The organism is Methylocystis sp. SC2 (assembly GCF_000304315.1).
In the GTDB taxonomy this organism is placed as follows: domain Bacteria; phylum Pseudomonadota; class Alphaproteobacteria; order Rhizobiales; family Beijerinckiaceae; genus Methylocystis.
On sequence record NC_018485.1, the window covers coordinates 2,938,152 to 2,955,050 of the forward strand.

The 16,899-nt window shown below is 62.0% G+C and carries 13 protein-coding genes; 5 read left to right on the top strand and 8 right to left on the bottom strand.

Annotation, left to right across the window (positions count from 1 at the left end; all coding sequences use genetic code 11):
- Positions 1-98: 98 nt before the first annotated feature.
- Entirely contained in the window at positions 99-866 is a 768-nt protein-coding gene (locus tag BN69_RS14230; protein WP_014892331.1) for a Bax inhibitor-1/YccA family protein, read from the bottom strand.
- 462 nt (positions 867-1,328) lie between these two features.
- On the opposite strand from BN69_RS14230, the gene BN69_RS14235 reads away from it, so the two are divergent.
- Positions 1,329-2,078 carry a hypothetical protein gene (locus BN69_RS14235; RefSeq protein WP_014892333.1) on the top strand — a complete coding sequence of 250 codons (750 nt, stop codon included), beginning with the start codon at positions 1,329-1,331 and terminating at the stop codon, positions 2,076-2,078.
- A gap of 74 nt (positions 2,079-2,152) precedes the next feature.
- On the opposite strand, the gene BN69_RS14240 is transcribed toward BN69_RS14235, so the two are convergent.
- The gene (locus BN69_RS14240) at positions 2,153-2,947 is read right to left on the bottom strand and encodes a lytic murein transglycosylase (RefSeq protein WP_014892334.1); all 795 of its coding nucleotides are present in this window, start codon (positions 2,945-2,947) and stop codon (positions 2,153-2,155) included.
- 418 nt (positions 2,948-3,365) lie between these two features.
- Between BN69_RS14240 and BN69_RS14245 the strand changes: the two genes are divergently transcribed.
- Positions 3,366-4,664 carry a hypothetical protein gene (locus tag BN69_RS14245; RefSeq protein WP_041926985.1) on the top strand — a complete coding sequence of 433 codons (1,299 nt, stop codon included), beginning with the start codon at positions 3,366-3,368 and terminating at the stop codon, positions 4,662-4,664.
- A gap of 276 nt (positions 4,665-4,940) precedes the next feature.
- Positions 4,941-6,365, top strand: coding sequence for a tryptophanase (locus tag BN69_RS14255; protein WP_014892337.1), 1,425 nt, complete (start codon positions 4,941-4,943; stop codon positions 6,363-6,365).
- Positions 6,366-6,418: 53 nt separating this feature from the next.
- Here BN69_RS14255 and BN69_RS14260 read toward each other — a convergent pair whose 3' ends face one another.
- The 3 genes from BN69_RS14260 to BN69_RS14270 form a co-directional block, all read right to left on the bottom strand.
- Positions 6,419-6,688, bottom strand: a complete 270-nt coding sequence (locus BN69_RS14260) for a hypothetical protein (protein WP_014892338.1) — start codon at positions 6,686-6,688, stop codon at positions 6,419-6,421.
- Between the two features lie 59 nt (positions 6,689-6,747).
- Positions 6,748-7,590 carry a class I SAM-dependent methyltransferase gene (locus tag BN69_RS14265; protein WP_014892339.1) on the bottom strand — a complete coding sequence of 281 codons (843 nt, stop codon included), beginning with the start codon at positions 7,588-7,590 and terminating at the stop codon, positions 6,748-6,750.
- A gap of 123 nt (positions 7,591-7,713) precedes the next feature.
- The gene (locus tag BN69_RS14270; RefSeq protein ID WP_014892340.1) at positions 7,714-8,484 is read right to left on the bottom strand and encodes a bestrophin-like domain; all 771 of its coding nucleotides are present in this window, start codon (positions 8,482-8,484) and stop codon (positions 7,714-7,716) included.
- A gap of 165 nt (positions 8,485-8,649) precedes the next feature.
- Here BN69_RS14270 and BN69_RS14275 point away from each other — a divergent pair, with 165 nt between their 5' ends.
- On the top strand, positions 8,650-10,950 hold the full coding sequence (locus BN69_RS14275) for a sensor histidine kinase (protein WP_041927404.1): 2,301 nt from the start codon (positions 8,650-8,652) through the stop codon (positions 10,948-10,950).
- A 787-nt stretch (positions 10,951-11,737) separates the two neighbouring features.
- Positions 11,738-12,724 carry an HAD family hydrolase gene (locus BN69_RS14285; RefSeq protein ID WP_244434963.1) on the top strand — a complete coding sequence of 329 codons (987 nt, stop codon included), beginning with the start codon at positions 11,738-11,740 and terminating at the stop codon, positions 12,722-12,724.
- Positions 12,725-12,921: 197 nt separating this feature from the next.
- On the opposite strand, the gene BN69_RS14290 is transcribed toward BN69_RS14285, so the two are convergent.
- The 3 genes from BN69_RS14290 to BN69_RS14300 all read right to left on the bottom strand — a co-directional run bounded on the left by BN69_RS14290 (position 12,922) and on the right by BN69_RS14300 (position 16,886).
- Positions 12,922-14,520, bottom strand: coding sequence for a hypothetical protein (locus tag BN69_RS14290; RefSeq protein ID WP_244434964.1), 1,599 nt, complete (start codon positions 14,518-14,520; stop codon positions 12,922-12,924).
- A gap of 320 nt (positions 14,521-14,840) precedes the next feature.
- Positions 14,841-15,356: an NADH-quinone oxidoreductase subunit B family protein gene (locus tag BN69_RS14295; protein WP_014892345.1), complete on the bottom strand. Its 516-nt coding sequence runs from the start codon at positions 15,354-15,356 to the stop codon at positions 14,841-14,843.
- A 12-nt stretch (positions 15,357-15,368) separates the two neighbouring features.
- Positions 15,369-16,886 (bottom strand): hydrogenase large subunit, encoded by a 1,518-nt coding sequence (locus tag BN69_RS14300; RefSeq protein ID WP_244434965.1) that lies wholly within the window; start codon positions 16,884-16,886, stop codon positions 15,369-15,371.
- Between the last annotated feature and the right edge of the window lie 13 nt (positions 16,887-16,899).

Consider the following 16,899-nt stretch of genomic DNA (forward strand, 5'->3'; position numbering starts at 1 on the left):
GTCGCTCGGCGCTTCTGCCACAGGCGGGCCGTCCCGCCAAGGCGTACGCAACAAGAAGCCCCGCCGAAGCGGGGCTCTCCATCGGTCCGGTCGACCGTTTAGTTGTTGCGCTGGCCGAACAGGAACAGCAGCGACTGGAACATGTTGATGAAGTCGAGATAGAGCGAGAGCGCGCCAAAAACGCTCTTCTTCTGCGCGACTTCATAGCTGTCGCTGCTGTAATACATGTCCTTGATGTTCTGCGTGTCCCAGGCCGTCAGGCCGGCGAACACCAGAACCGCGATGATCGACAGCGCGAACTGCAGGCCGGTCGACTGCAGGAACAGATTGACGAGGCCGGCGATCACGAGCCCCCAGACTCCCATCACCAGGAAGGAGCCAAAGGCCGACAGATCCCGCTGCGTCATGTAGCCGTACAGGCTCAGCCCGCCGAACGCCGCGGCGGTGATGAAGAACACCCGCGCGACCGATACGCCCGTGAAGACGAGCAGCAGCGAGGACATCGACAATCCCATCACCGCCGCGAAGGCGATAAAGAGATTGCGGGCCGTCGCCGCCGAAATCGTGTTCGCGCGCGCGCCGATGAAGAAGATGAACGCCAGCGGCGACAGAATCACCACCCATCGCAGCGGCGTCGCATAGAGCATGTGGCCGAAGGACGTCAGTTCGATTGCGCCGGGCGCCACCCGGGCGACAGCGAGCATATAAACGCCGAGCGCGACGAGTCCCGTCACGCCCAGGCCGAGCGTCATATAATTATAGACGCCGAGCATATAGGCGCGCAGGCCCTGGTCGATCTCAGCCGTCGTCGGCCGCGCGACCCCGCGCCCGTAGCCGAAGCTGGTGTTGCGGTCGAAGTTGGACATGTGATCCTCTTGGTCTAGTTGGCTGTTCCGCGTTTCGTCATGTGGGAAGCGCACCCCAGCCTCGCGCTGAATATGGCTCCGCCTTAATTGGGTGGCAAGCTTTCCACGAATGAACTCTTGTTAAGGTGGTTTCACGACGGAAAGCAGACTTACGATATTTTTTCTGATTTCAGTCAATTTTTATTTCGCGCTGCAAAATTGATTCTCCGGCGCGGCGTTCGGTTGAGCGCCGGCGGTCCCGGCGGCGGCGCGCGCGGCGCGGGCCCGCCACGTTGCGCAGCGCGGAAACAGCGACTGATCGTCGCACCCTTGCTGATGCGGCGAAATCCGCTAACATCAAGCCTCAGGCGTTGTTAGAGCGGCTCCCTGGAGCGTAAGCTTTACGGGAGCGGGCTGTGCGGCGCGAAGGCAACATTTCTGAGAGTCGCGTGTTCTTGTCACACGAAGACCCAGGAGGTCATCATGCGTGATGGTGGAAATCCGGAAGCGCATCCCGCGCCGGACGTGGGTGAAGCTCGCTTCACGCCGCAGGACGCTTGCCGTTTCGCGAGAGGCTTTCGCCTCGCGATTTTTTTGGCCGCGGCTGGCGCCGTGGCGATGGTCGCGGGCGCGCCCGCTCCGGCCGAGGCGCATGGGCGCTTGGGGGCGGCCGAAGGCCGGTGCCGGCTGTTCATTGGCCCCGATATCATGAATTTCACCGGCTATCTGCCGGAGGCGTCGAAGAACGAATTCTGCGAGGATATTCCGGCCACCGGGCCGATTATCATGGTTTTCGACGCGGAGCAGGAAGAGCTGCGCGACATGAAGGTCGAGCTGCGCATCGTCAAGGATGTCGGCGGGGAGGAGAAGGAAAACGAGGATCTCCAGGCCGTGACGGTCGCCTACCGGGAACCCAAGAGCTATCCGACGGGCACCATCAATTTCGAACATACGTTCAATGACCCCGGGTATTTCGTCGGCATCGTCACCGTCACAGGCGATCACGGCGAGCGTTGGGTGTCGCGCTTCCCCTTCTCGGTGGGAAAAAGCTTCATGCGCGACCTGCCGATCTATCTTACGCTCGGCATCGGCACGGTCGCCGCCTTCGCGATTTATCTCGTCCATCGCCGTCGTGAGACGACGGCTGCGGCCAAGGCTCACAAACCCCCGCCGCCGCCTCCGCCGACCGCGCCGGACGAGGATCACGGACCCGAGGCGACTCCGGCTGAGTGACCGCGCCTCGCGTCGCGCGTTTTTGAATGAGCGCCGGCGCCAAGCGCGCCGGCGCTTTTTTGCGTTTCAGCGCGTCACTGGTAGCCGCCGCCGTCGATCTGTCGGCCGATCTGCGCGATCGCCTGTTGATAGACCGAAGCCGCGTTCCACGCCTGGATCGCCCCGAAGTTGCTTTCGCCCGGCTGATAGCCGCCGCCGGCGCGCCAACCATGGGCGTGAAGGAAATTCGCCGTGGCGTTGAGCGCGGGCGCCGCGCTGTCGAGATTGCCGCCTCCGCCGTAATTCAGGATGTTTTTCGGCAGGAACTGAGTCTGGCCGATCTCGCCATGCATGGAGCCGCGGGCGTTCGGCGACAGCGCGCCCCGATCGACCAATGTCAGCGCGGCATAGAGCTGATCGGTGAAATAGTCGGAGCGGCGGCAGTCATAAGCCAGCGTCGCAACGGCCGACAGCGCATGCTGATTGCCATGCACCGCGCCAAAGCCGGTCTCCATTCCCCAGATCGCGAGAAGCGGCCCCGGCGGCACGCCGTAGCGCTGCTCGATCTGGGCGAAGAGTCCGCCGTAGGAGCGCTTGAGCGCGCGGCCGCGCGACACGATGGCCGAGCCGCCGCGCTTGGCGAGGAACTGGTCGAGCGAAAGGCGGAAGCTCTTCTGGCCGCGATCGGCGGAAATCGTCGCGGCGTTGTAATGAGTGCCCATCAGCGCGCTGATGCCGGCCTGACCTATGCCTTGGCCGCGCGCTTCCTGAGCAAATTCCTGCTTCCAATTGTCGAAGCCCGCCGCCGAGCGTCCGCACTGGGCCGCCAGCGCCGGATGGGAAATTCCAACAAACGCGAGCGCAATCGAAAATTTGAGGACAGTCCGCATAGTCTGTTTCCTTTTGTCTAAATTTCTGAACTCGCTTCCGTCGTGGCCTCAGGCGCGGCCGCCGCAGCGCTCCACCTCTTTCGCATCTCCTCCCGCTTCAGCGAGAGCTTACCTCGATTGGCCCGTTCTGCGCCACCGTCCTTGCCGCGTCCACATGAGGCCCTACATGGCGCGACGTAAGCTCGGCGTTGAACTTCCGATCGGCGCCGTTCTAATCGAGCGACGCTTGCGTTATGAGGTTATTGAAGCGCACATTTGACGCGCCTCGAACTTGACCAAGTCGGAGTTTCGCCCAGGATCATTGACGCACGCCCTCAGTCAGCTAGCATCGAACATTCGTGCAGACCTCATGCGTTCCCGGATGATCGTCGCTGCAGCCATGAGCGCAGGAGCGGAGCCGGTGAGTGGGGATAGGATTTTGCAAGAAATTCTCGAAAGCGATTGGACGCTCGCCGCCCTGAAACGCCGCGAAGATGCGCGGCGAAGCAGCGAGCGCGGCTCTTCCCGAGTCGATGGCGACATCGCCGAAACGCGCCGCGCTCACGACGGTTTCGCCAATAATTGGGTTGCTGAAGCCTTCAGGCGCCGGCAAGAGGAAGAGCGCGCAAAAGCGGCCAGGCATCAATCCCTCAGCGCGCATACGGCAAGCAAGGAAGTTCCTGTCGACAACTGGCTCATCGAAGGCTTCAAGCGTCACCAGCAAGAAGAACGGCGACGCGAAACGATCGCCAGACCGGATGAAGCGGAAGCGGCTGCAGTTAGCGACGACCATTCCATTTCAGATCTGGTCTCGTCATCGTCGGAGGGCGGCGTTGCGGAGCGCGTCAGGCCGTCCGAGGATCTTGGCTCCGCCGACCAACCCCCGGCGGGCGCCAATGTTGAAGCTCCAGCAACAGCCCTTGCGCCTCTTGTAAGCCGCGACGACGGAGCGGTTCTCGACAAGCCGCCGCGCCGCGCCGGCCGGATCATCATGATCGCCGGTCTGGTCGTCGTTGGCGGTTTGGTTTCCGTCATTGCCGTCAAATCATTGCTCTTTGGCTCTGGAGGCTCGACCAAGAGCCCAGGCCCGCCCAGAGCTTCGCCGCCGACAAGACAGGAAAAGCTCAACCGCAGCCAGGGCGCATCGCCAAAGGCGGAGAGGTTGGGCGCCCCGGCGGCAAAGCCGATGGAGCATGGGAGCGCGCCGAAAAGCGACGCGCCGCCACATCCGAGCGGCGCCGCGCCGGCGGCGCCGAGCGACGCCGCAACCGTTGCTGCGCCTCCGGCCGAAACGCGAGAAAGCTCGAAACCCGATCCTGTCGCGCCGGGCGGCGAGCAGGGAAGCAAAGCGCGCTCTCCATCCCAAGAGCATGAGCAGGGAGACAAGGCGCTCCCTGGACATGAGGCTGCGCCAGCGGCGACTCAGCCGGCGCCGGCGCCGCGCGCCGCCACGGAAGCCGCCTCGCCTGCACAGCCGGACAAGAATCCAAATGCGGAGCCTACGGCTGTGGCGCCGGAAAGATCGCGTGAGCCGATCAAGCCCGACCCGAAGCAGAACGCCTCTGAGTCAAAGCGCGGAGCCGCCAATTCCGGCGGAGACGCCAAACCCAGGCATCAGGCCAAGGACAGGAACGCCAGCCATCAAGCCGCTCGAAAGACCGACGGCCTCTCCACCTTTCTGAAGCGCACCGCAAATTCGGTTCGCAAGTTTTTCGGACGGCTTGGGGAGAGGCAGTAACGATCGCGGTTGAACCATGCAGCGGCCCGCAATGGACGTCGCTTGCGGCGCCGCAACGCCCTTGGCGCAATCTGTCAGCGTCCAGTCGCCGCATGCGCGCGCCGCGTCAAACGCGCGAACGCCGTGGCGCACGAACTGCCCGACCATCGCCATTGAATCATCCACGCGAGAGAAGCTCGCGCGCCGCTTTGAAAGAGGCGGCGCGAAGATGGCCGACGTTCGCGCTTGGCTGAAGGATGTGGACCAGCCGCGCGATGAGGCCCATTTGAAGAGCGCGTGACCGACAGCCCGGTCGGTTTTCTGCTTTCAACCGCGAGCATTTCCGTGAGAACGATCATCGAGCCGTTTCGCATCAAGATGACCGAGGCGCTGCCCATCACCACGCGCAGCGAGCGCGAAGTCCTTCTTGCAAGAGCGTTCAACAATGTCTTCCTTCTCGACGCCGACCACGTCACCATCGACCTGCTGACCGACAGCGGCACGGGCGCCATGTCCGACCGCCAATGGGCGGCTCTCATGCTCGGCGACGAAAGCTACGCCGGCAGTCGCTCCTGGCGGCGCTTCGAGCGAACCGTGCGCGAGATTACCGGCTTCAAACACATTTTCCCGACGCATCAGGGGCGCGCCGCCGAGCGCATTCTGGCTGCGACGCGTTTGCAAAAAGGGAACATCGTTCCCAACAACGGTCACTTCGATACGACGCGGGCGAACATCGAATATGTCGGCGCCGTCGCGACGGACTTGCCGTCGACCGAAGCGCGCGAACTGCATTCTGAGAAGCTGTTCAAGGGAAATATGGACCTCGCGCGACTCGAACAATTGATCGAGTCCGAAGGCGCCGGAAATATTCCTTTCTGCATGCTCACGGTGACCAACAACACCGGCGGAGGCCAACCGGTGTCCATGGAGAACGTCCGGAGCGTCAAGCAAATCTTGGAAAGGCGCAACATTCCGCTGATGATCGACGCATGCCGCTTTGCGGAAAACGCATTCTTCATCAAAGAACGCGAGCAGGGCTTCGCCGATCGGAGCCTGCTGGAAATTGCTCGGGAAATGTTTTCATTCGCCGATGGGGCGACGATGAGCGCAAAGAAGGACGGGCTCGCAAATATCGGAGGATTTCTCGCCTGCAACAATGATTCTTGGGCCGATGACTTTCGCAACCTGCTCATCCTGACGGAAGGATTTCCGACATATGGCGGTCTCGCCGGCCGTGATCTGGAGGCGATCTCCGTCGGCTTGTTGGAGGCGTTGGAATATGACTATCAGCGCTATCGGCATGCGACCGTCGAATATGTGGCGTCGGCGCTGATCTCGCGCGACATACCGATCGTGCGTCCCGCCGGCGGCCACGCCATATTCATCGACGCGGCCGCGCTTTGCCCGCATTTGCGAGCCAGCGACTATCCCGGCATCGGGCTCGTCAACGCGCTTTACCTCGAAGGCGGCGTTCGCGCCGTCGAGCTCGGCAGCGTCATGTTCGGAAAGCCCGCGCCAGAGGGGGGAAAGGAAATTGCAGCGCCGCACGAATTGGTGCGGCTGGCGTTCCCTCGCCGGGTCTATACGCAGAGCCATTTCGACTATCTGATCGAGGTGCTGGACGCCATCGGCCGTCGGCGCGAGTCAATCGAAGCCTACCGGATCACTGAACAGGCGCCATTTCTGCGGCACTTCACCGCCCATTACGAACGCGCCGGCTGAACCGCGAGCGCTGCGGCGGCGGCGAGGGTTACGTGAGGGCGGCGCGACTCGCGTCAGGCGGTCGACGAAGGGCCGCCCTGAGCGGCCTGAAACTGTGTGATGTCGGCTGCGGAATATTCGCCGCGTGTGTTGCAGTTCGGACAGGTCACGTCGAATGTCGCAGGCCCGGATATCTCCAAAGCGCCCGTGCCTGTCGGCTCGGTCAAAATGGCGAAGTGCTGGCGGCACTTTTTGCATGCAAACCCAATATACCAGCTTCCCGGGATAAGCGCCGGCAACGCTGAGACTTCGTAAGCGCCGGTGAAGCGAACGCCTTGGGGCATCGAGGGCTCCTATCGTGTGATTTGATCCATGTAGCGCTGGGAAGCGTCCGGCGCGACCCCTACGGCGACGACGACAAAGTTGCAGCATTCCCTACCGTGCACAGCGAGTAATACCCGTAAAGAGGCGACTGCAACGGCTGATCCGGCCAGTAGGTCCGATGAAGGTCGGCGACCGTGCAACGATCGAGCACGCTCGCCCCGCACTGCGCGGCTTGCGCCGCAAGATTTTCGATCCCATACGTCCAAGGAGCGCCCATGGCGGCGAATCTTCCAACGACGCTGGTGATTTCAGGGTCGCCGGTTGTGTTCTTGATCACGTTCTCGGCGAAATAGTCGAAGGACACCGAGCAGCTCTCGATATGGCGCATGAGGTCCGTCAAGATCTGGCGGACCGCCGCTTCATCCAAATACATCGTGTTCCCTTCCCATATGACATGCGTGGGAAGTTTGAAATCAAATCCGTTTCGACGAAGCAGACCGATCATGCCATCCGTCACATAATCCGCCCCAATATAATTCGTATTGGGATCAACGTCGCTTGCTTCGAGCTTCGCCTTCTTGAACGCCTGGGTTTCTGGAGCGTCGATCTCGAAATAGGCGACGCCTTCGGCCATGATCCGCTGCGGCCTTGTGTCGAGCCCGGCGCCGAGTATGAGGATCTGTCGGCATCCTCGATCGATCTGAAGACGGAGCCGGTCGTCGAAGTAGCGCGTCCTCAGTCGCACATTGTTCCTGATCGGCGGGAACGACTGGGAAATGCGATCCGCGGCCCGTTTCGATTCCTGATTGAGGAACAGATGGACGAAGCGGTCGCGGTAGAGCGGATGAGCTTCCTTGTTTTCGTCATTGCGGAACTCCGCCACGACAAAAGCGGTGCCAATCACCTTTTGAATTTCGACCATTGGCTGTCTCGATCGGACCCGGGTTCGGCGCAGCGACGCGCCTCGCCGCTCGTTGAAGCTTAATGCAATCTTCTTGGAACTCTTAGCTGCGTCTGCAGGGCGCTCTCGCGGAGGGCGGCCCTGTCACTTTTGCGGATAGCGCTCCAGCAGTTGCGCAAGCGGCTCGGAACTCACCGCATTGGGCGGCGAATAGGGCTCGTCCACGGATGCGACCAGCGAAATCGGGACGATCGCCGCCAAAGCGAATATCGTCTGCGCGAGAAGCTGAGGCCTCGGGCGATCGAGATGCACGATCGCAAGGGCGATTTGCGTAATGAAGGCGATGATGATCACCGCCGCCCATTTGCGATCGTCGGGAAAGGTCCCGGCGATCGCGAGTCGTTGTTCCCGCGCCGACCGCAAACGCATCACCGTATCGACGAGCGCGCGCTGAAAGGCAGGTTCGATTCTCGCGCTGGCGACCGCGCGCGTCAGTCTGTTCAGCGAGGCTTCGGTTTCGGGCGATTCCTTGCCGTCTTCCATGGTTTTCCATTCGAGGCCGACGGCGGCTTCCACATAGTCACGCACGGCGCGCGGAATATCGTCCGCGTCGAGTCCATGATTGCTCGAAAGCGCCGCGAGCGTCGCCAATTGCTCGCGCTCCATGGCGATGGCGCGATAGGCGCTGCGATTTGCGTCCCAGACGTCCTGCGAAAGGAACGTCATCAGCAGGCCAAACAGGGTCGCCGGGACGGCGACGAAGGGCGGCACGACGCCTTTCCAGTTCTGCACATAGGCGGCAAAGCGCGAGGCGAAGCTAAGCCAGCACAGGAAAAGCGCGACTGCGGCCATGGCGCCTGTGAGCATGAGCGCCATGACGAGCGTCGTCTGCGACATCCAGAATTTTAAGAGCACGTTTCCCCTCGAATCGACAGCCAATGGCGATTGAAGGGCATCATAAGCGAGATTCGCCGGACGATCGCACCCCTTGCCCGACGCCAGCTTCGCATGATGGGGTTCCTCTCGCGGCCAAGCGCGTTACCTTTCGCGAGGGCGATCGTCGATCTGAGTTCGGCAGGCATGTCAAGCGAGACGGACATTTCCGCCTATGCGCGTTCGATCCTTGAGACTGTGGGCGTGCCGCTGCTGGCGCTTGATTCACAACTCACGGTGGAGTTCGCCAGTGACGCGTTCCTCAGTCAGTTTCAGGTGACGCGCGAGGAGACGATCGGCCGGCCGGTTTATGAGCTGGGCGACGGTCAGTGGGACATTCCGGAGCTGCGCCGGCTGCTAGAGCAGATTGTTGAGCAGGACGGCACGATCAAGGATCGCCGCGTCGAGCATGACTTCAAGCAGATCGGCCGGCGCATCCTGCGGCTCCACGCCAAGCGAATCCGCAGGCCGGATGAAAAAGATTGCATCCTGCTCGCGATATCCAATGACGCTGAGCGTGAGCGGCTTCGTGATGAACTCGAAGGCCGGATCGAACTTTCGGAGAAACTGATCGACTGCATGCGTGAAGCGCTGTTGATTCTCCACGGAGACCTCACGGTTCACTCGGCGAATCCGCCCTTCTATCGACTCTTCGGGGGAGACCCCAAGGAGACGGAAGGACGCCCCATTTACGCGCTGGGCGACGGCCAGTGGGACACACCGGAGCTGCGACGGCTGCTTGAGGACATTCTCCCTCGCCGCCGGAGTTTTGACGACTACCAGATCGAACACGTGTTCCAAGGCGCCGGTCCTCGCGTGATGCTGCTGAACGGCCGTCGGCTCGACCAGCTTAACCTGATCCTACTCGCCATCAGCGACACGATGGAGCAGCAGACGTGCGAGGTGAACCGTCGGGACCGCGAGGCCCGGCAAAATCTCCTCATCGATCTGAATGACCGCTTACGCCCGTTGGCGGATCCCGTGGCGATTCAGGCTGCCGCCAGCGGGGTCCTGGGCCGGCGTCTCGACGCCAACCAGGCGGCCTATGCGGAGATCGACGAGGCCGGCGAATACGCAACTGTCGAACGCGACTGGAACGACGGCGCGTCGCCCAGCGCCGCCGGGCGCCATCGCCTCGCGAGTTGGGGAGAGGCCCTGATCGCAGACCTCAAGCGTGGCAGAACAATCGTCGTCAGCGACGTCCGCGCCGACCCACGCACGGCGGCGCCTGAGACCCTAAGGTCGTTCGAAAGCCGTTCGATTGCCGCTTTGCTGGCCGCGCCGCTGGTCAAGGACGACCGGCTGGTCGCGGTGGTTGCCGTTTACTCGCGGCTGCCGCGGACGTGGAGCGCCGCCGAGGCGGCTGTCGCGGAGGATGTCGCCGAGCGAACGTGGTCGGCGATCGAGCGGGCGCGCGCGGAAGAGGCGCTGCGCGAGAGCGAGTCGCGGTATCGCCTGCTGTTCGAATCCATCGACGAAAGCTTCACGGTGGTCGAGCCGCTCTATGACGAGCAAGGTCATGCGATCGACTACCGCTTCCTTGAGGTCAATCCAGCCTTTGAGGCTATAACGGGACTGAAGAACGTTGAAGGGCGGAGCGGTCGCGAGCTTGTGCCCAGCCTCGAAAAGGACTGGATCGACACGATCGGCAGAGTTGCGGTGTCCGGGAACGCCGAACGCGTCGTCCGCAGAGCGCGCGCGCTCGGCAAGATCTATGACGCCTTTGTCTTCCGCGTCGAGGAAGCGGAAAGCCCAAGAGTCGCGGTGCTGTCGAGAGACGTGACGGAGCGCGTGCGCGCGGAGGAACAGCGCGCTCTTCTCATGCGTGAGCTCAATCACCGCTCGAAAAACATGTTGAGCATCGTGCTCGCCATCGCACGAGCGACCGCGGGCGATCCAGGACGCGACTTCGAGGAAACGTTCCAAGAGCGCATTTTGTCTCTCGCCGCGAATCAGGACCTGCTGGTCGCCAGCGACTGGCAAGGCGTCACGCTAAGCGATCTCGTCCGCTCGCAGCTCGCTCATCTGGAGGATTTGATCGACCATCGCATCACGCTAAAAGGCCCGCCGCTGACGATCTCGGCCGCGGCATCGCAATCTTTCAGCATGGCGCTGCATGAGCTGGCGACCAACGCCGTCAAATATGGCGCGCTGTCCACCTCGGATGGTCGCGTCGACATCGAATGGGGCGTTAGCGGGCAGGAGGGTGAAGGCCGGCACGATGGCGAGGGCCGGCGCTTCACGATGAGCTGGCGTGAAACGGAGGGTCCCGCGGTGGCGCCGCCCGCGCGTAGCGGCTTTGGGTCCACAGTCATCCGCGATATGATCAGACTGAACCTCAGAGGGGCTGCAAGGCTCCAATACGACAGCGCAGGCGTCGTCTGGGAGTTCAACTGCCCGATCGAGAATGTGCTGGAGGCGACGGAGGCTTCCCGAGCCGAAAAGTGAATGCGACGCCGCAGCAAGTTACGCCTTCACCTTCTACGCGAGGCGCTCGTCGAAGTGAGCCCGCTACCAGGGCCGGCGCTTGCTGAGATTTTTTTGCTGAGATCTTTTCGCTCTATGCAGAACGCCCCGCCGTTACATCCACGGTCGGGGCGTTCGTCGCCGGAACGCTGTCGCGTCCCAATTGCGGGCGCGGTTGAGAGGCGCTCACGCGCCTGCCGCAAATTTCTAGCGGCGATCGCCTTGGCTGCTGCCGCTGGAGGCGCTGCGCGACAGCCTGGGTCGAGGCTGGCTCAACCATCCGCCAGAGTGCGGCAGATGATCCTCGCAGAACGGACGAGTCTCCAGGTTCTGGAGAATCGATCTGATCGCGTTTCGCCTTCGCTGAAGCTTCCTGGTGGTCATCGGAAATCTCCTTCTTTAGAGAAGGACCACTGAACAACCTGTCTAGAACGTCATCCTAACAACGACTGAAATCAATCTCTGTTCCGATTTTATCGCGTCTTTCGTCGACGAATTGCGCCGAGCGTTGCAAATTTGTCGCGGCGCTTCGCGCTTTCAGTTGATCGTCTGCGAAGCAGCTGCTCCTCAGCGGAGACGTATGTCCGCCCGCGAAGGGCAATACAATCAATCGTGTAAATCGCTTATAGATCGGCGCGTGCATCGTCTGCCGTCGACCATCCGTTCATGCAGACATGCGACCTCGTCGGAGGCGCTTCTTGGACGAGCGGTCAGCCTATCAGGGGGAATGATGAAAACGCTGGTTCGATTGAGCTTCCTGATCGCTGTGATGGCCACAACATTCCTGTTGGCGGGATCGTCTGTCAGAGCGGGAAGCGATCCGCTTCCGTCATGGAACGAAGCTCCGACGAAATATGCAATCGTCGAATTCATTCGAGCGACGACCGATCCGTCCAATACGAAATTCGTGCCGCCCGAGGAGCGCATCGCGGTCTTCGATCAGGATGGCACGCTCTGGGCGTCCCATCCGATATACCCGCAGTTGATGTATTGTCTGGATCGCCTGCCTGCCGTCGTAAAGGCAAGACCGGCGCTTGCGAAGATCGAGCCCTTCAAGACAGCGCTCTCGCGCAACATGGAGGCTATCGCGAAGCTTTCCACGAAGGACCTCATCAAGATCATGGCCGTGCAGTCCAGCGGCATGAGCGTAGAGCGGTTTAGAGCGGATGCGGAGAGATGGCTTGAGACAGCGAGACACCCGCGCTGGGGCCGCCGCTACACCGAGCTGACGTATCTGCCGATGCTCGAGCTGATGAAGCATCTACGCGCCAATGGCTATAAGACTTACATCGTCACCGGAGGCGGGCAGGATTTCGTGCGAGTCTATGCAGAGCAGACCTATGGCGTTCCGCCCGAGCAGGTTGTCGGGACTCTGGAGAGCGCAAGCTATCATTATGACAAGCGCGGGCGTCCCGTTCTGATCGAGAGCCCCGAAACGCTGCTCAGCGACGTCGGCGCCGGCAAGCCCGAGGCCATCCATTTGATGATCGGTCGTCGTCCGCGCGCCGCGTTCGGAAATTCAACGGGCGACCGGCAGATGCTCGAATACACGACGTCCGGGGACGGCGCGCGGTTTGGCATGTTGGTTTTGCACGACGACGCCAAGCGCGAATACGCCTATGGCCCAGCGCTCGGATTGCCTGACACCAGAATTGGGACGTTTCCTCAGTCTTTGTATGACGAGGCGAAGCGGCGAGGATGGTTCGTCATCAGCATGAAGAGCGACTGGAGCCGGATATGGGCTTTCGAACAATGAAGCGCGTGGGAGAAGCGCCCTTAAAGCCGTAATCACGGCGCGGCGCAGAGGCTTGCGTCGCCCAAGCGGCGCGGAAAGTCATAAGACGAGCAGGTTCCGAAAAAGTTGACAGGCTTTTTCGATGAGAACCTGCTCCGCCATTTTGATTTCGAGCGATTCCTGATCGATCGCACGATTCCATGTGATCGGAAAGCGCTCTAGAAGGGAAAGTAGCGGAAGCTCGTCAAGACGGTGTTTTCCGAGCCGTGCGGCGCGCCGCCGACCCCGACGAAGCCGTTGCGAATGATATGGGCGAACTGCACGCCGACTCTGATTTTGCCGGCCGGTCCCTCGTAGAACGTATGCCAGGCGCCAGTGGTGATTTCGCGTAGCGCGTGGGTCTGCCCGGAACAATTGAAAAGCGGATTGCCGAGCGCGGCGAGCGACACGGCTGCGGAGACCCCCAGCGCAGTCTGCGATATCGGATTTTCCAGGCCGCAGCCGATATTGTTATAAAGCGGATTGCCATATCCGCCGGCGAAGATCGTGCCGTTGACGGCGGCGACCTGCGGATTTTTGCCGGCGATGTCGCCTCCTGCGAATGCAAAAACATCGGTTTGCGGCGTCGGATGCAGCGTTGCGCCGACGAGGAGGCTTCGCTGGTAGAGCGGCTGGAGCGCGCCGAAAGCCGAATAGGTCGCGTCGGGAAGCTGACTCGATGCGAGGCGGCCGACGCCGCGTCCGACCATGCCCGACACTTGGAATTCCAGGACCTTGGGAATGATCGGGATAATCGCGCCGGCGCCGACGGCGCCAGTCCAGATACGATGATTGCCGAAGTAGAGGCGCTCGGTCATCTCACGCGCCACCCCGAACGCTTCCAGATGCACCGTGCGGTCGCCTAATGGCGCGTCCCATGCGGCCTTGCCGACGAGATCGGGAAGTCGATTGAACGAATAAGTGTCCAAGGTGTTGAGCGAGCCGCCGTTCGTCGCCAAGGCGAGTAGAGCGGGCGCGGGGATTCCGAGATTGTTGGGAAGCAGCGTCGAGACATTGCCGAATGCCGGGCCGGGCGTTGCAAACGTGTTGGCTGATCCTTCAGCGGCGAAGGCCAACCAGAACTGCTTTCCGAAGTCCTTGTAGATGCGGATGCCAGGGTTTCGGTCCCAGACATAGCCCGGCATATAATTGGGATCGATCGTCGGCGGCTGCAATGACGTATCCGGCCGGGTCCCGAGCGTATTCATCGTTACGAGCGACCAGGTCTGACCCGCCGCGAAATGAAGCCCATAATCGTCATTGTCGATATTCGTATAGGCCTGCCGAATGCGAAGATTATACGAGTTGCTCTGGTTCGCGTTCGCCGTCTGGGCCGCGCCGAGGAAGTCCGTTTCGAAATAGCCCTGGATATGCGTCGTGGGACTGAGATCGCCGCGCACGAGGAGAGCGGGGCGCGTCGCGCGGGCGCTGAAGTGAAACTCGTCCGTATGCCCCGCTGTCGAGAAGCCATAGGGAATGGCGTTGAAGGGCGTGGCGACGTCGGCGCCGACCCAGTGGTTGCGCCAGACCGACTCGAGCGCCAGAAAGCCGCCCGGGATGATCTCCAGACCCTTGTAGACGAACTTATCTGGGATTTTCGGAATGGCGACGGCGGCGGCCGGCGTCAGCGCCGTCCCCCTGACGTTCGCATCGCGAGCATTTGCTGTTTCGGTCCGGCGACGCTCCTGCTCGTCTCGGTCCTTCTTATCCATGCGGGCTTTAAGTTGCTTCACCTGAGCAAGGAGCATTTGCAGCTGCTCCTTGTCCGTCATGGCCATCGCGCGATGCGCCGGCAATAGAGCCACGACGCCAGCAGCCGTAAGCGCAATCGCCGAACGCTTGACGTCTCTAAGTAAATGGGTCCCCGCGGTTGCGTCGCTCCAGAAGGGTTCAACTCGAAAACAAACCTTGGCGCTCTGGCGCATTCGCATTGGCGGGTCCTCTTACATCTCCACGCTTGCGTTCTAGCCAAGTTTTTATGCGCCAATTTTTCCCGTGTTTATCTCCGTGGTCTCAAATATTGCCCGTGCGTTTCGCAAAAGTGGCCGTCGCCATGCTTCTGGCGGCGGCCATCTTCAACAGGACTCGCCCGCGTCGTTCAGCTCATCGTTTCAACGAAGGCGATCAGCCCTTTGAGCAGCGTTGTGGGATCAGGCGGGCAGCCGCGAATATGGAGATCGACCGGGACGACGTTCGCGACGGCGCCCACGCATGCGTAGCTCTCGCAATAAACGCCGCCGTCAAAGGCGCAGTCGCCGACGGCGATCACCCATTTCGGATCCGGCGTCGCCGCATAGGTGCGCTCAAGCGCTTCGCGCATGTTTTTCGTCACCGGCCCGGTGACGAGCAGGACGTCGGCGTGACGCGGCGACGCCACGAAGCGCAGGCCGAATCTCTCGAGATCGTAATAGGCGTTGCTCAGCGCGTGGATCTCCAGCTCGCAGCCATTGCAGGAGCCCGCGTCGACTTCGCGGATCGACAGGCTGCGGCCCAGTTTTCGGCGCGCGGCGCGCCCCAGCGTGTAGCCGAGCTCGGCGATCGACGCCGCATTCGGAATAGGGGCGTGTTCGGTCAGAGCGCGGCGGAGCAAGCCCTGAAGCAAGAATTTCTGCATCGCGCGCGAGTCCTAGAGATCATGCCCCGAGTAGGAACAGTTGAAGGATTTGTTGCAGAGGGGGAAGTCGGCGACGATGTTGTCCTTGATCGCCGCTTCGAGCAGCGGCCACTGGAACCAGGACGGATCGCGCAAATGACAGCGCTGCACCACGCCGTCGGCGCGGATGCGCAACCAGACAAATATATCGCCGCGGAATCCTTCGACGAGCGCGGCGCCTTCGCGCGTCCAGTCCTCCGGCAGCGCCCAGGCGGCGATGGTCGGCCCCTGCGGCGCTTCGTCGAGAATCTGTCTGACGATTCGCAGCGAGGCTCTGATCTCATCGAACCGGACCCAGACGCGCGCGTCGACGTCGCCTTCCTTCGAGGCGCCGATCTCAAACCTCAGCTGCGAGTAGGGGGCGTAGCCGATCGCCTTGCGCGCGTCGAATGTCCGGCCGGAGGCGCGTCCGACATAGCCCCCGCAGGCATATTGCTTTGCGAGCGCCTCGCTGACGACGCCAGTTCCGACGGTCCGATCCTGCAGCGACGTCGTGTCGCCGAAGAGCGCGATCAGCCGCGGAGTCATGAGTTCGATCCACTCGATCAGCGTGAAAAGCGCCGTGACGTTCTTTTGCTCCAAATCGACGAGAACGCCGCCCGGCGCGATGCGATCCATCATCAGGCGGTGTCCGAAACAGCTCGCTGCCTCCCTCAAAATGCGTTCGCGGACGATGCCGCATTGCGCATGCATCAGTGCGAAGGCCGCGTCGTTGCAGATGCCGCCGATATCGCCGAAATGATTGGCGAGCCGTTCGAGTTCAGCCATCAGCGCGCGCAGATATGTCGCGCGCGGCGGAACTTTGACGTCGAACGCCGCTTCGATCGCCTGCGAAAAGGCGAGGCTATAGGCGACCGTGCTGTCGCCGGACACGCGCGCCGCGAGACGCCCGGCGCGCTCCATCGAGGCGCCGGTCATCAGCTGGTCGACGCCCTTGTGAACGAAGCCAAGCCGCTCCTCAAGCCGCACGACGGTTTCGCCATTGGCTGAAAAGCGGAAGTGGCCGGGCTCGATAATGCCGGCGTGCACGGGTCCGACCGCTATCTGGTGGAGCGGTTCGCCTTCCGCGGGAAGAAACGCGTAGGCGTCATTGGCGGAGTCGATCGTTTCGGGCGCGCTGCAGGGATGGCGCACGCCCCAGCGGCCATGATCGAGCCAACGCCGCTCGTCGGGCGCATTTTCGGCTCGCAGGCCATAAAGATCGCGGATCGCGCGCTCGAGCCTCAACGCCGGCGGATGCAATCGCCCGACCGATGGAAAGGAGCCTTCAGGGCACTCCAATGTGATGATGCGCAGGCGGGGCTCCCGCTCGTCGAGCACCGCCATGTGAACGCTCGAACTTTCGCCCCAAAGGCTGAGGAGTTCGCGCTCGCCCGTCACAAGACTTTCGGTAAGAGCGAGCCAGCCAGGTCTGTCGACGATCTCGCGCGGCCAGGGCAGGCATGTCGGCGGCGACGGCTGGGCCGCTATCTGTTTGCTGGCGAAGTTCATCTTTTCATCCTTC

Bases quoted from the DNA above. Each gene is read 5' to 3' on its own strand.
- BN69_RS14295 (WP_014892345.1), bottom strand. From the start codon at position 15,356: ATGCAGAAATTCTTGCTTCAGGGCTTGCTCCGCCGCGCTCTGACCGAA.
- BN69_RS14265 (WP_014892339.1), bottom strand. From the start codon at position 7,590: ATGGTCGAAATTCAAAAGGTGATTGGCACCGCTTTTGTCGTGGCGGAG.
- BN69_RS14285 (WP_244434963.1), top strand. From the start codon at position 11,738: ATGGCCACAACATTCCTGTTGGCGGGATCGTCTGTCAGAGCGGGAAGC.
- BN69_RS14230 (WP_014892331.1), bottom strand. From the start codon at position 866: ATGTCCAACTTCGACCGCAACACCAGCTTCGGCTACGGGCGCGGGGTC.
- BN69_RS14300 (WP_244434965.1), bottom strand. From the start codon at position 16,886: ATGAACTTCGCCAGCAAACAGATAGCGGCCCAGCCGTCGCCGCCGACA.
- BN69_RS14275 (WP_041927404.1), top strand. From the start codon at position 8,650: ATGTCAAGCGAGACGGACATTTCCGCCTATGCGCGTTCGATCCTTGAG.
- BN69_RS14235 (WP_014892333.1), top strand. From the start codon at position 1,329: ATGCGTGATGGTGGAAATCCGGAAGCGCATCCCGCGCCGGACGTGGGT.
- BN69_RS14240 (WP_014892334.1), bottom strand. From the start codon at position 2,947: ATGCGGACTGTCCTCAAATTTTCGATTGCGCTCGCGTTTGTTGGAATT.
- BN69_RS14260 (WP_014892338.1), bottom strand. From the start codon at position 6,688: ATGCCCCAAGGCGTTCGCTTCACCGGCGCTTACGAAGTCTCAGCGTTG.
- BN69_RS14290 (WP_244434964.1), bottom strand. From the start codon at position 14,520: ATGGCCATGACGGACAAGGAGCAGCTGCAAATGCTCCTTGCTCAGGTG.